This window comes from Sporomusa sp. (assembly GCF_057736855.1).
On record NZ_JBYKYF010000053.1, the window covers coordinates 1 to 13,163 of the forward strand.

Genomic DNA, 13,163 nt, shown 5'->3' on the forward strand with positions numbered 1-13,163 from the left:
CCAAATCCGTTCGGGAGGCAATTTTAGTAGTGTTTATCATAATATCAGCAGATGACAGGAGTTAAAAAAGGAACATAAGCTTACTAAACCAGAATTGGGTATTGAGTTTGTGGCAATGAAAAAGAATTTTCCAGATTGCCTGATTTAATCCGGCTGGCTTGGCAATTGGATGCTCGCCAGGTTATAGTCACTAATTTACTGCCTTATCATGAATCTATGAAAGATGAAATTGTTTACGATATTGATGATACCGGTGGGCTGTTCGGTCATAACTCGTTGTTGATGTCGGTTAAAGCACAAATGGCAAATATGAAATTACGGACAGAAAGGGCTTGTAAGTTTATTCAGGACAAAGCCTTATGCATCAATCATCAAGGATTTATTAGTCCCTGTTATGCTCTAATGCATACTTATCATTGTTATATTTATGGACGAAAAAAGCAAATGTATCCGTATTACCTGGGGAATGTAAATGTAAAAAAGCTAGCCACCATATGGATGGAGCCAGATTATGTCCAATTTAGGCAACAGGTCAGCGATTATAGTTTTCCGTCTTGTACAGATTGCAGATTGCTTGATGGTTGCAATTATACGGAAAGCAATGAAATGGATTGCTGGGGCAATCATAGTTCCTGTGCCGAGTGCCTCTGGTCTCGACAAATAATTGCTTGCCCTTGACTTTGTTATATTCCTTCTAACTAAAAGGTTATTCGGGCATTGCAAGACCGACAATGATAAAGTACATTCATTGCGTATAAAAATGCGCGATGAAAAGTTAAGGGGATGAGTAAAATTGACAAATACGCAAAATAAGTTATCTTTTTTAGACCGATACCTAACACTATGGATTTTTCTAGCTATGGCTATGGGAGTTGGAATTGGCTATATCTTCCCAGGGATAGCCAAATGGTTGGATTCTTTATCAATAGGTACAACGTCAATTCCAATAGCGATTGGCCTAATTGTGATGATGTATCCACCTTTAGCTAAGGTCAAGTATGAGGAAATTGGGAAAGTGTTTAGTAATGGTAAAGTGGTATTGCTGTCATTGGTGCAAAACTGGATAATTGGCCCGGTTTTGATGTTTGCACTAGCCATAATCTTTTTACCAGATATGCCTGAGTACATGGTTGGGTTAATACTTATTGGTTTAGCTCGATGCATAGCGATGGTGATAGTATGGAATTCACTTGCTGAGGGCGACAACGAATACGCGGCAGCACTAGTAGCCCTCAATTCAATCTTTCAGCTTGTGTTATATTCAGTATTTGCCTATTTTTTCATTACTGTACTTCCTGGATGGATCGGTTTTACGGAGATGCAGATTGATGTATCTATGAAAGATGTTGCTACGAGTGTGGCGATATATCTGGGGATACCTTTTGTCGCCGGATATTTGACAAGACGCATCTTATTGCCGACAAACGGACGTGAATGGTATGAAAAAACTTTTGTTCCTAAAATTAGTCCATTGGCATTAATTTCATTATTGTTTACTATCGTAATTATGTTTTCTCTAAAAGGTAGTTATATTATTAAATTACCTATGGATGTAGTACGCATTGCTATTCCGCTAATTATTTATTTTGCTATTATGTTCTTAGTCTCTTTTTTCATAAGTCACCGTGTGGGTGTAAACTATGAGCAGACAACTACACTAGCATTTACTGCGGCAAGTAATAATTTTGAGCTAGCGATTGCTGTAGCAGTGGCTGTTTTCGGGATAAACTCCGGTCAGGCGTTTGCCGCAGTTATCGGGCCGCTGATTGAAGTGCCGGTCATGATTGGTTTAGTTAATGTTGCCTTGCGTTTCCGCAAATATTTCGTAATTCCAGGCAATTTTAAAGAAAATGGATAAATCTCGCTCCCTGGCTACTACCAGATGACCTGTCGTTATTATGCGCTGCATTTTGCGTTGCCGAGAGTTGGTGAGGTAATAGCCGAATGTGGAAAGAAATAGACGATCTATATTGTTATTTAGAAAATTAGAAGAAGCGTATAACGTATAACAAGGAGAATACAAATTACCAGGAGCGTTTGAAGATATCTGAGGCTCGGCAAGATATTCGGAGCAAAGTGCTGTTGTGCAGGCGGCCATGTATGGTGTGTCGATTCGGGATGCCACTATGTATTGCACCCATCAACCTTGCTCAGCATGCACCAAAATTCTTATCAATGCCGGTATCAAGCGTATTATCTACCAGTATAGTTATCCGGATAAGCTGGCCGAGCAATTCGTTGCGGAAGCTGGAATCGAATATGTGTGTTGGTTAACATCTGTAACTGCCTGATCTTTCAACTGAAAGGTCAGGCAGTGTTTAGGTTAGCCTGTCAGTCTAGTAGCAGCGTTACGTCCTTGTGTAAGAAATTACCGTTGATGGATGACCAAGGAGGAATTATTCGAAACTTGACGAATATATTTTATCGTCAGGCTACTTTTCGCAGGGTTGATGCAGGCCTTATTTCGTAATCGAGCTGGTTTTGTATTTGGGTTTCCCAATACTCAACCAGCTTTTTTGCAGAGGAGTTTTTGCATGTTGGAAGCGATTTATTTACCTAAACTGAAATATCTCACCCCCACTCTTGATTCTACTTTGCTTAAGGCCATGGAAGAGGCGGGAGAATTGGCGCGGGCGGTACTGAATTTTATGCCTTGGGAAAACCTAAGTCCGTCGGAATTGAAAACACAGGCTCAAGCCATAGAACTGCTTGCCGACGTTAAGGAAGAACTCCTAGATGTGGCTCAGACTTGTGTTACTATGATTTTTGTTATGGAAGATTCTTTTGGGATTAACGCCGATAGTCTGATTGGAGAGCATCTTGCTAAATTGGCAGACAAGGGTTATGTTTATGATACCAGTCAGAGTTATCGCATAACTACCACCCAAAACCTTTATGGCGGGAACTATAAATATATTAGTCTACCACACCTGAAGCTGGACAATGTTACTCTTCTTACGACAGTGTGTAAGATTCAGGAGGAACTGGGTGAACTAACCCAATTTTTAGGCAAACATGCCGGTGCGTCAGGCGAACCATCCCGGCTCGAACTCAGTGAAGTAAACAAGGGAGCGGCTCTGGAACTATTGGATATTGCTCAATGCTGTTTCACTATGATGTATATTTTAGCCGAAAGGTATGACGTAAATATTACCGAATTGGTTGCCAAGCATATTGATAAACTGCAGCGGCGAGGTTATTGCTGAAAGGCAATAACTGGGTAAATCAGTATCCGGCTAAGCTAATCAGAGGTATAGTGAGTGTATTTCGTGCATATAGTTATTGGTAGTGAAAATACTAGAAATACGAAGCGATTTGCCTGCTAGCTACTAATTGACAAGTTTTACACAAGTAAGGTACAATGAGTGGTGCGTAGAAAAGAGGTGTTATGATATGCAAACATATATAGTGGCTTTTACTGTTGCTTTGGTAGCAGCTTACTTTATTACTCCGCGTGTTAAGGACTTAGCCATTAAAGCAGGAGCACTGGATGCTCCGGACGCCCGTAAAGTGCATACAATTCCTATTCCCCGTATGGGTGGATTGGCAATTTATTTTGGCTTTGTATTGGCGGTGCTGTCAAGCATGCACATTAGTCATGAGTTACTGGGCTTGCTTTTGGGCGGTACTGTTATTTTAGCAGTGGGGATTATCGATGATTTAAAACAATTATCTGCTAAAGTTAAACTGCTGGGGCAGATTGCGGCCGCTGTTGTCCTTATTTTATTTGATATCCGTATTGAATGGTTGACAAATCCGTTTGGCGAGATGATTTATGTTAATTATTTATCCATCCCGCTTACCATTTTGTGGGTGGTTAGCCTGACGAATACTGTCAATCTGATTGACGGCTTGGACGGATTGGCAGCCGGGGTATCTACTATTGCTTCCATTACCATTTTGTTGGTTGCATTGGAACAGAACTTTTGGACTGTAGCGATTTTGACAGCAGCACTTGCTGGCAGTGCTCTTGGATTTTTGCAGCATAACTTTAATCCGGCGAAAATCTTTATGGGTGATACCGGCAGTATGTTTTTAGGCTATATGCTGGCCGCCATTTCGGTATTAGGTACGGTTAAAAGTGCTGCTACCATTGCTTTGGTTGTTCCGATTGTGGCATTAGGATTGCCAATCATGGATACTGCTTTTGCCATTATTCGCCGGTATATGAGTGGCCGCCCGATCTTTAAGCCAGATAAAGGCCATCTGCATCACCGGCTTTTGGCTATGGGCTTAAGCCAAAAACAAGCTGTATTGTTAATGTATGTAATTAGTGGCTGTCTGGGAGTAAGTGCTATAGCCTTAACCGAAGTGAGCAAGGTTTATGCTGCTTTGATTTTGTTAGCAATCATTTTAGTCGCCTTTTTTGGTGCGAAGAAAATTGGCGTATTAAGCAATAATGATGGTGTTCTTAAAAGCAGTGATTCACTTAAAAGCCACTAAACAACAATAACATCGTGGATCTTTTTGGGTAGAATTGCAAGGCGGGCATACTATGCCCGCCTTATGCTTATTAAGCAAGAACGTGAAAATATGCACATATTGGCGGAAGGAGCAAATGCGTATGTCCCGTATTAAAGTGATGACTGTTTTTGGTACTCGGCCTGAGGCCATAAAAATGGCTCCTGTGGTTTTGGAGTTGGCAAAGTATCCTGAATACATAACTCCGGTTGTGACGGTAACCGCCCAGCATCGGGAAATGCTTGACCAGGTTTTACAGTTGTTTGGCATTATCCCTGATTATGATCTGGATATCATGAGTCAGGGACAAACCTTATTTGATATTACATGCCGGGCTATGCATGGACTCAATCAGGTATTGGCTAAAGAAAGACCAGATATTGTGCTGGTTCATGGCGATACGACCACTACTTTTGCTGGAGCGCTGGCTGCTTTTTATCATCAGATTCCGGTTGGTCATGTCGAAGCCGGACTGCGTACTGGTGACAAATATTCCCCTTTTCCTGAGGAAATGAACCGCAAGCTCACAGGTTCCCTCACAGATCTTCATTTTGCGCCAACCGCTACAGCCAAGCAAAATTTATTACACGAAGGGATTGCGGACAATAGCATTTTTGTGACAGGCAATACAGTCATCGATGCACTGAAAGCTACTGTAGATTCGAATTATCAATTTCATGACAAGTTTTTGCAGAATATTGAATATACTAATCGCAAGGTGATCTTAGTTACTACCCACCGTCGTGAAAATCTTGGCGAACCGATGCGGCATGTATATCAGGCGTTAAGGGATATTGTTACAGAATGTAGTGATGTTGAGATTGTTTTCCCCGTACATAAAAATCCGTTGGTCAGGGAAGTGGTACAGGCAGAATTGGGTACCACACCGCGTGTTCACCTGATTGACCCGCTGGACTATCAGCCATTTGCTAACCTCATTGCCAGGTCTTACATGGTATTGACTGATTCAGGCGGGATTCAAGAAGAGGCTCCGGCTCTCGGAAAGCCGGTATTGGTTTTGCGCGATACCACTGAACGTCCGGAAGCGGTAACTGCCGGTACTGTTAAACTTATTGGCACTGACCGGGAACTTGTGTATCGCAAGACGAAAGAATTACTCATCAATCCAGCAGAATACCATCGTATGGCCAATGCCATCAATCCTTATGGGGATGGAAAGGCCTCCCACCGAATTGTTGCCGCTATTTTACATAAATATGGATTTATCGCAAATCGTCCGGACGAATTTACGATTTAATATAAATTAGTCCAAAATTTACGGTTTTTTGTAATCTATAGCAGGAGTTTTGCATTTACATGGAGAATATTTGCTAAGATAATGAGTTTGTTGAGTTTTGTAGAATTTTGGTGAATTTTGCTGAATATGCGTTGATGACAGGAGTTGTGATGTTTTACCTAGTGAAACAGGCTATCTTAGCTTATTAAGAGGTGAAGATATGCCAAAGCAGGATGGGATATGGTCGGCTCTGAGCTTGGCGGGGACAATTGGTCTGAATATGGCTGCGATGGTAGCCGTTGGACTGTTCTTTGGCAAATGGGCTGATCGTTATTTTAACACCTTTCCTTGGTTCACCGTGTCAGGGATTGTAGTTGGCATGGGAGGCGGGCTATGGTCTACCTACAAAAAAATTATTAAGTGATAAAGGAGTTAGCGTGTTTAAGGCAGGTTTTGCTGACAACTATGTAGTTCAAGTTCGGCGAACATTGGTGCAGTTAGTGGCGCTGGTAGTGTTTATGACTCTTAGTGCTTTAGTTTCAGGTAAAATTTTTGTCATACCCGGACTGTTGATTGGCTGGACAAGCAGTGTAGTGTACTTTTTGCTCATGTGCCGGCGGGTAAAAAAGAGCGCAGAACTACCACCCGAAAAAGCTCTGGCTTCTATGCGTGTAGGGTGGTTGTTTCGATTTGGGTTTATGATTGCTATTTTGGTTTTATCTGTCCAGCTTCCCGGTATTGACTTTTGGGCGGCAGTAGTGGGATTATTCTCACTTCATATAGTATTAATGATTAATGCCGTATATATCGTGGTTAGTGGACTTATATCATCCAGACAAGGAAAATAATTTCAGGAAGGGAGTGAAAATGAAAGTATGGGACATGGTGGAGGAGGCCATGAGATGGGACATAAGCTGGCACATTTTGCTGGTCTTACGTTTAATCTCGACACCTTATACATGACATGGTTAACTATGGCGATCGTCATTGTTCTGGCGATACTTGCCACACGCCGGATCGAAATGGTTCCGCGCGGCTGGCAAAACTTCCTGGAGATGGCAGTAACCGCCTTGCTAGATCAGATTGATAATACCATGGGGCCTAAAGGTAGGAAATTGGCACCGATGATTATCACGCTATTTTTGTTCTTGGTCGTTGCCAATGAATTAGGTCTGGTACCAGGATTTACATCGCCGACTAATGACATTAACACCACACTGGGTCTGGCGTTGATGGTTGTTGCCTTGGTGCATATTCTAGGAGTTGTAAATCGGGGACCTGTTAAGTATTTCAAACATTTTTTTGAACCTTACATTCCCTTTGTGGTAATCAACATCATCGAAGAACTAGCTAAACCGATTACCTTATCTTTCCGTCTATTCGGCAACATTTTGGCTGGTGAGATTCTGCTCATGATTCTCGGGATCCTTGTGCCGTATATTATTCCAACGGCATGGCTGGCCTTCAGTGTGTTTGTCGGCGTTGTACAAGCATTTATTTTTACGATGCTATCGATGTCATATCTGTCCAACGCATTACAAGATGAACACCATTAGTACTGCTTATTTCTGAATTTTATTATAACTGAACAAATTAAAGGAGGAGTTTTTTGTGGAACAAGCTATTATTATTGCAGCATCTGCCATTGGAGCGGGTTTGGCTATCGGCCTTGCCGCTATTGGTGCTGGTATTGGTGACGGTTCTGTTACCGCCAAAGCGATTGAGGGGATGGCAAGACAACCGGAAGCCAAGGGAACGATTCTCGTTAACATGCTGATTTCAGTAGGTTTGATCGAGTCGATTCCTATTATTGCTGCCGTTATTGCTATCGTACTGGTATTTGCCAATCCGTTTATTTAGTAATTTAAGCGTTATTGGGCGACTGGCAGGACGGATTATACCTTCTGCCTTTCGTTTCCCTTATACGCCGGAAAGAGGAGGGGCCCTCAATTGGTTGACTTGAATGCGACGCTTATAGCGCAAATTATAAATTTTCTTATACTTGTTGCTATTTTAACCAAAGTGGCATATAAACCGCTAATGAAGGCGTTGGCTGACCGGCAGGCCAAAATTGCAGAAAGTCTGGAAACGGCTGAACAGGAAAGGCAAGCTGCTGAAAAACTTAAGCAGGAATATCTTGCCCAGCTAGCTGAAGCCCGGGTACAGGCACAGGCTATTGTTGATAAGGCTGCCAAACTGGCTGAACAAACCAAGGAAGAAATTCTGAAGGAAGCCCGTGAAGAAAGCGCTCGCCTGTTAAAAGCCACCCAGGATGAAATTGCCCGGGAACGTGAGCGCGCAATCGCTGAGCTTAAAGGTGAAGTGGTTACCCTGGCAGTTGCCGCGGCTTCCAAAATTATTGCTCAAAATATGAATGACGCTGCCAATGCTAAACTTGTTGATGATTTCATCAAAAATTTAGATGGTGAGAAAATTGGTGGTCTGCCATGCTAACCAATCAGTTAGCTCTCAAATACGCGCAAGCCATTTATGAAATTGCCACTGAAAAAGCTGCATTGAACACCGTAGAACAACAGCTTAAACTGGTTGAAGCGACAATTGCCGAGCATGAAGATTTGGCTACGTTACTGTACCATCCTTTAGTGCCCGCGCCAGCAAAAAAAGAAACAATTAACCAGATTTTTGGCGACGCTTTGGATGCGTATGTCCGTAATTTTTTGCTGCTCTTAGTTGATAAGCGGCGTGAGCCGGCTCTTCCGGCTATCATCCGCGAGTACATACGTCTAGCCAACGAAGCTAGAAATATTGCCGAAGCCGAAGTGTTTACTGCTAAAGAGCTTAGTCCGGAGCAACTGAATGCCCTTGCAGCAAAACTCAGTCAGGTTACTGGTAAAAATATTGTGCTTAAGACAACGATTAAAGAGGAATTGCTTGGCGGTATTGTTGTCAAAATCGGTGATAAACTGATTGATGGTAGTGTAGCCCGCCAACTAAAAGCGCTCAAGGCAGCGCTCTTGACTAACCACGCCACTGCTGCTGTGTAGTCTCAGTATGTATAGTATTAAGATAGCTTGGAGAGGTTCGAGCCGTCTTGCTGTAGACTTTATGATTGGGGTGACATACAAGGTATGAAAATGAGGCCAGAAGAAATAACGGCTATCATCAAGCAACAGATTGAGAACTATCAGGTAGATCTCAATGTTGATGATGTTGGCACGGTTATCGAAGTAGGCGACGGTATCGCCCGGATTCACGGCCTGGAAAAGGCTATGGCCGGCGAGTTATTAGAATTTCCACATGAAGTATTTGGTATGGTTTTAAACCTGGAAGAAGACAATGTCGGTGCTGTTTTGTTAGGTGGCGAAATTGAAATCAAAGAAGGCGACACAGTGCGCCGTACAGGACGGATCATGCAGGTTCCTGTAGGTGAGGCCATGGTTGGTCGTGTTGTCAACGCCCTTGGTCAGCCGATTGATGGCAAGGGACCTATTGCCACCACTGAGTTCCGTCCTGTTGAATATCCGGCTCCTGGCATTGCTGATAGACAGTCGGTTAAAGAACCGCTGCAAACAGGAATCAAAGCCATTGACTCGATGGTTCCGATTGGCCGCGGACAGCGCGAATTAATTATCGGTGACCGTGGCACTGGTAAAACAGCCATTGCTGTCGACACCATTATTAATCAAAAAGGCCAGGGCGTAATTTGTATTTATGTAGCCATTGGTCAAAAGGCGTCCACTGTGGCCCGTGTTGTTAAGACACTGGAAGAAGCTGGCGCTATGGAGTATACCATTGTTGTTGCGGCGACTGCTTCGGACAGTGCGCCATTGCAATACTTAGCACCATATGCTGGTGTAGCCATGGGCGAATATTTTATGTATAAAGGCGGCGCCGTGCTCTGTGTGTATGATGATTTATCCAAACACGCGGTAGCTTATCGTGCGATGTCTCTTTTGCTCCGCCGTCCTCCCGGACGCGAAGCTTATCCTGGTGACGTATTCTATTTACACTCCCGCCTACTTGAGCGGGCAGCCAAGCTTTCTAACGAACTGGGTGGCGGATCGATTACCGCATTGCCGGTTATCGAAACCTTGGCTGGTGACGTTTCGGCATACATTCCTACCAATGTTATTTCCATCACAGATGGTCAGATATTCTTGGAAAGCGAACTTTTCTATGCAGGTGTCCGTCCGGCGATTAATGCTGGCCTGTCAGTATCGCGCGTAGGTGGTTCGGCTCAAATTAAGGCCATGAAACAGGTTGCTGGTCGTCTGCGTCTGGATTTGGCTCAATACCGTGAGTTGGCAGCATTTGCCCAGTTCGGTTCCGATTTGGATAAAGCTACCAAAGCACAGTTAGACCGTGGCCAACGGATGATGGAAATCTTAAAGCAGCCGCAATATCAACCGATGCCGGTAGAAGAACAGGTTATGGTTATATTTACCGGTATCCATGGCTATCTTGACGACGTACCGATTGAAGATGTTACTAAGTTTGAGCAGGATTTTCTTAAATTCATGCGCAGCAATTACGCGGAAATAGGCAAAACCATTAGAGACAAAAAGAGTCTTGACAGTGAAACTGAGGCGGCCCTCAAAAAAGCTATCAAAGAATTTAAAGACACTTTTGTTAAAGTTGAAGCGGCGAGGTGATAATATATGGCTAACGCCAGAGATATCCGCCGCCGCATTAAGAGTATAAAAAATATTCAACAAATCACTAAAGCTATGAAGATGGTGGCTGCCGCCAGGCTTCGCCGGGCACAGGAACGGGCCATTGCCAGTAAGCCATATACTGATAAGATCAGAGAAGTATTGGCTAGCGTAACAGCCAACGTCCGTGATGCTTCTCATCCGCTGTTAGAAGTGCGGGAAGTGAAACAGGTCGGTTATCTTGTACTGAGTGCCGATAAAGGATTGGCCGGAGCCTATTCGTCCAATTTGGTTAAAGAGGTCTTATCTCAGGTGCGCGGTAAAGATAATGTCAGATTAGTTACTGTTGGGCGCAAAGCCCGTGACTATTTCAAACGGCGGGGCTACCGTATAGACGGCGAATTCTTCGGTTTTTCAGAAAAACCGACCTATCAGGATGCCGTAATGTTGGCTCAATTGATGGCTGATAAGTTTTCGTCAGGTGAGTATGATGAGATATATCTGACATATACTCATTTTTATTCACCCATTAACCAGAAACCGACAACGATTAAACTGTTGCCGGTAGCCGGAACTGGTGAGGGGGAAGCAGCTCCTAAGACCGAGTATATATTTGAGCCATCAGCCGGTGAAGTTTTGGGTCTCTTGTTGCCACGTTATCTGGAAACCGTCATTTATGGCGCACTTCTTCAGTCTGCTGCCAGTGAACTGGGAGCAAGGATGACGGCTATGGGCTCAGCCACAGATAATGCACAAGAACTCATTTCCAAACTGACCTTACATTACAATAAAGTACGCCAGGCTACGATTACCAGTGAAATTAATGAGATTGTGGGCGGAGCCGAGGCGCTTAAGTAGAAGGTTTGAAGAAGTTAAGGAGGGGGAACCCCGTGAATATCGGTAGAATTATTCAAGTTATCGGTCCTGTTATTGACGTTGAGTTTCCCCCGGAAAAACTGCCTGCTATATATAATGCTATAACCATTGATGAAAAAGTCGGCGATCTACATATAAAGCTGACTGCAGAAGTAATGCAGCATCTTGGTGATAACACCGTTCGATGTGTTGCGATGTCTTCCACTGACGGATTGACTCGCGGCATGAAGGCAGTTGATACCGGGGAACCTATTAAAATTCCTGTGGGCAAAGGTACCCTTGGCCGGGTATTTAATGTACTGGGAGAAACCGTTGACAATAGACCTGAGGAAGTGAAAGCTGACGATTATTGGCCTATCCATCGTCCGGCCCCTGCGTTTGAAGACCAGTCTACAACTACTCAGATTTTAGAAACAGGCATTAAGGTCGTTGACCTCATTGCTCCTTACGCGCTTGGTGGCAAGATTGGTCTGTTTGGCGGTGCTGGCGTTGGTAAGACAGTACTTATTATGGAACTTATCCGTAATATCGCTACCGAGCATGGCGGCTATTCGGTATTTGCCGGTGTAGGTGAACGTACGCGTGAAGGTAATGACTTATGGAATGAAATGATCGAATCAGGCGTTATTGATAAGACGGCGCTGGTTTATGGTCAGATGAATGAACCGCCTGGAGCGCGTATGCGGGTAGGACTTACTGGCCTGACAATGGCCGAATATTTCCGTGATATTGGCGGTCAGGACGTGCTGCTGTTTATAGATAACATTTTCCGGTTTATCCAAGCTGGTTCCGAGGTTTCGGCACTGTTAGGCCGGATGCCATCGGCGGTAGGTTATCAGCCTACACTGAGCACTGACGTCGGGGCCCTGCAAGAACGGATTACTTCTACGAAAAAGGGTTCAATCACCTCGGTTCAGGCCGTATATGTGCCTGCCGACGACTTGACTGACCCGGCTCCGGCTGCAACTTTTGCTCACTTGGATGCTACTACAGTATTATCCCGCCAGATTGCTGAGCTTGGTATCTATCCGGCAGTTGACCCACTGGACTCCACATCCCGGATTATGGATCCTAATGTGTTAGGTGAGGAGCATTATCAGGTAGCTCGTGGTGTACAGGAGGTTCTCCAACGTTATAAAGAACTTCAGGACATCATTGCTATTTTGGGTATGGAAGAATTGTCAGATGAAGATAAACTGACCGTTGCGCGGGCACGGAAGATTCAAAGATTCCTGAGCCAGCCGTTCTTCGTAGCCGAAGCCTTTACTGGCACCCCTGGTAAATATGTGCCGCTTAAGGAAACTATTCGTGGTTTCAAAGAAATTATCAGCGGTAAGCATGATGATCTGCCGGAAGCGGCCTTCTATATGGTTGGAACTATTGATGAGGCAGTGGAAAAGGCTAAAAAGATGAAGGGGGAATAATATATGGCCAATAAGATTCGGCTGGATATTGTTACTCCTGATCGGATGGTTTACTCCGAAGACGTGAATATGGTTATTGCCAGGGCTACTGACGGGGATCTGGGTATTCTTCCCGGTCACGCCCCACTGATCGCCGGCCTTACTATTTGGCCGTTGCGTGTAAAAAATGATGAAGGTGAGCAGCTAATCGCTATCAGTGGCGGCTTCATTGAAGTTCGGCCACAAAAAATAACCATTTTGGCCACTTCTGCGGAATTACCGGATGAAATCGATGTTAAACGGGCAGAAGCAGCCAGAGAACGGGCTGAAACCCGTTTAAAAAGCGGCCAGGACATAGATGTTCAACGGGCCGAAGCGGCACTAAGGCGAGCTATGACCCGCCTGCGGGTTGCTGAAAGTAAATAAATAAGATCATGAGATTGCTTCGTTATCGCTATATGCAATGATCTGTTGTTAGCTTTTTGGTCATTGTGAGCAGAGCGGAGCAATCTCATTTGTTGGCTCTATAATAAATGTTGGGGTAACCAGTTCTACAACTGGAACTGCCTCAAC

The 13,163-nt window shown here is 44.1% G+C and carries 15 protein-coding genes and 1 pseudogene; all 16 read left to right on the forward strand.

Annotated features, from left to right (window positions below; genetic code table 11):
• Positions 1–135: 135 nt before the first annotated feature.
• The 16 genes and pseudogenes from AC29Z1_RS05505 (at position 136) to AC29Z1_RS05580 (ending at position 13,016) form a co-directional block, all read left to right on the forward strand.
• Positions 136–678 carry an SPASM domain-containing protein gene (locus AC29Z1_RS05505; protein WP_488270455.1) on the forward strand — a complete coding sequence of 181 codons (543 nt, stop codon included), beginning with the start codon at positions 136–138 and terminating at the stop codon, positions 676–678.
• Positions 679–793: 115 nt separating this feature from the next.
• Positions 794–1,858 (forward strand): ACR3 family arsenite efflux transporter, encoded by a 1,065-nt coding sequence (arsB, locus tag AC29Z1_RS05510; protein ID WP_488270456.1) that lies wholly within the window; start codon positions 794–796, stop codon positions 1,856–1,858.
• 220 nt (positions 1,859–2,078) lie between these two features.
• Positions 2,079–2,291, forward strand: a pseudogene (locus tag AC29Z1_RS05515) (deoxycytidylate deaminase); the annotation flags it as partial.
• A 243-nt stretch (positions 2,292–2,534) separates the two neighbouring features.
• Entirely contained in the window at positions 2,535–3,206 is a 672-nt protein-coding gene (locus AC29Z1_RS05520) for a nucleoside triphosphate pyrophosphohydrolase family protein (protein WP_488270457.1), read from the forward strand.
• 187 nt (positions 3,207–3,393) lie between these two features.
• Positions 3,394–4,443, forward strand: a complete 1,050-nt coding sequence (locus tag AC29Z1_RS05525; RefSeq protein ID WP_488270458.1) for a glycosyltransferase family 4 protein — start codon at positions 3,394–3,396, stop codon at positions 4,441–4,443.
• 121 nt (positions 4,444–4,564) lie between these two features.
• On the forward strand, positions 4,565–5,719 hold the full coding sequence (gene wecB / locus AC29Z1_RS05530) for a non-hydrolyzing UDP-N-acetylglucosamine 2-epimerase (protein ID WP_488270459.1): 1,155 nt from the start codon (positions 4,565–4,567) through the stop codon (positions 5,717–5,719).
• Positions 5,720–5,918: 199 nt separating this feature from the next.
• Positions 5,919–6,122 carry an AtpZ/AtpI family protein gene (locus AC29Z1_RS05535; RefSeq protein ID WP_488270460.1) on the forward strand — a complete coding sequence of 68 codons (204 nt, stop codon included), beginning with the start codon at positions 5,919–5,921 and terminating at the stop codon, positions 6,120–6,122.
• Between the two features lie 13 nt (positions 6,123–6,135).
• Entirely contained in the window at positions 6,136–6,546 is a 411-nt protein-coding gene (locus AC29Z1_RS05540) for an ATP synthase subunit I (RefSeq protein WP_488270461.1), read from the forward strand.
• 27 nt (positions 6,547–6,573) lie between these two features.
• Positions 6,574–7,254, forward strand: coding sequence for a F0F1 ATP synthase subunit A (gene atpB / locus AC29Z1_RS05545; RefSeq protein WP_488270462.1), 681 nt, complete (start codon positions 6,574–6,576; stop codon positions 7,252–7,254).
• A gap of 55 nt (positions 7,255–7,309) precedes the next feature.
• The gene (gene atpE / locus AC29Z1_RS05550) at positions 7,310–7,558 is read left to right on the forward strand and encodes a F0F1 ATP synthase subunit C (protein WP_488270463.1); all 249 of its coding nucleotides are present in this window, start codon (positions 7,310–7,312) and stop codon (positions 7,556–7,558) included.
• A gap of 90 nt (positions 7,559–7,648) precedes the next feature.
• Positions 7,649–8,152: a F0F1 ATP synthase subunit B gene (gene atpF / locus AC29Z1_RS05555; RefSeq protein WP_488270464.1), complete on the forward strand. Its 504-nt coding sequence runs from the start codon at positions 7,649–7,651 to the stop codon at positions 8,150–8,152.
• Positions 8,146–8,703: an ATP synthase F1 subunit delta gene (gene atpH / locus AC29Z1_RS05560; RefSeq protein WP_488270465.1), complete on the forward strand. Its 558-nt coding sequence runs from the start codon at positions 8,146–8,148 to the stop codon at positions 8,701–8,703. Before atpF ends, atpH begins: the two co-directional genes overlap by 7 nt.
• A gap of 84 nt (positions 8,704–8,787) precedes the next feature.
• Positions 8,788–10,311: a F0F1 ATP synthase subunit alpha gene (atpA, locus tag AC29Z1_RS05565; RefSeq protein WP_488270466.1), complete on the forward strand. Its 1,524-nt coding sequence runs from the start codon at positions 8,788–8,790 to the stop codon at positions 10,309–10,311.
• Between the two features lie 6 nt (positions 10,312–10,317).
• Positions 10,318–11,169, forward strand: a complete 852-nt coding sequence (gene atpG, locus AC29Z1_RS05570) for an ATP synthase F1 subunit gamma (protein WP_488270467.1) — start codon at positions 10,318–10,320, stop codon at positions 11,167–11,169.
• Between the two features lie 32 nt (positions 11,170–11,201).
• The gene (gene atpD, locus AC29Z1_RS05575; protein WP_488270468.1) at positions 11,202–12,611 is read left to right on the forward strand and encodes a F0F1 ATP synthase subunit beta; all 1,410 of its coding nucleotides are present in this window, start codon (positions 11,202–11,204) and stop codon (positions 12,609–12,611) included.
• 3 nt (positions 12,612–12,614) lie between these two features.
• Positions 12,615–13,016, forward strand: coding sequence for a F0F1 ATP synthase subunit epsilon (locus AC29Z1_RS05580; protein WP_488270469.1), 402 nt, complete (start codon positions 12,615–12,617; stop codon positions 13,014–13,016).
• Positions 13,017–13,163: the final 147 nt, after the last annotated feature.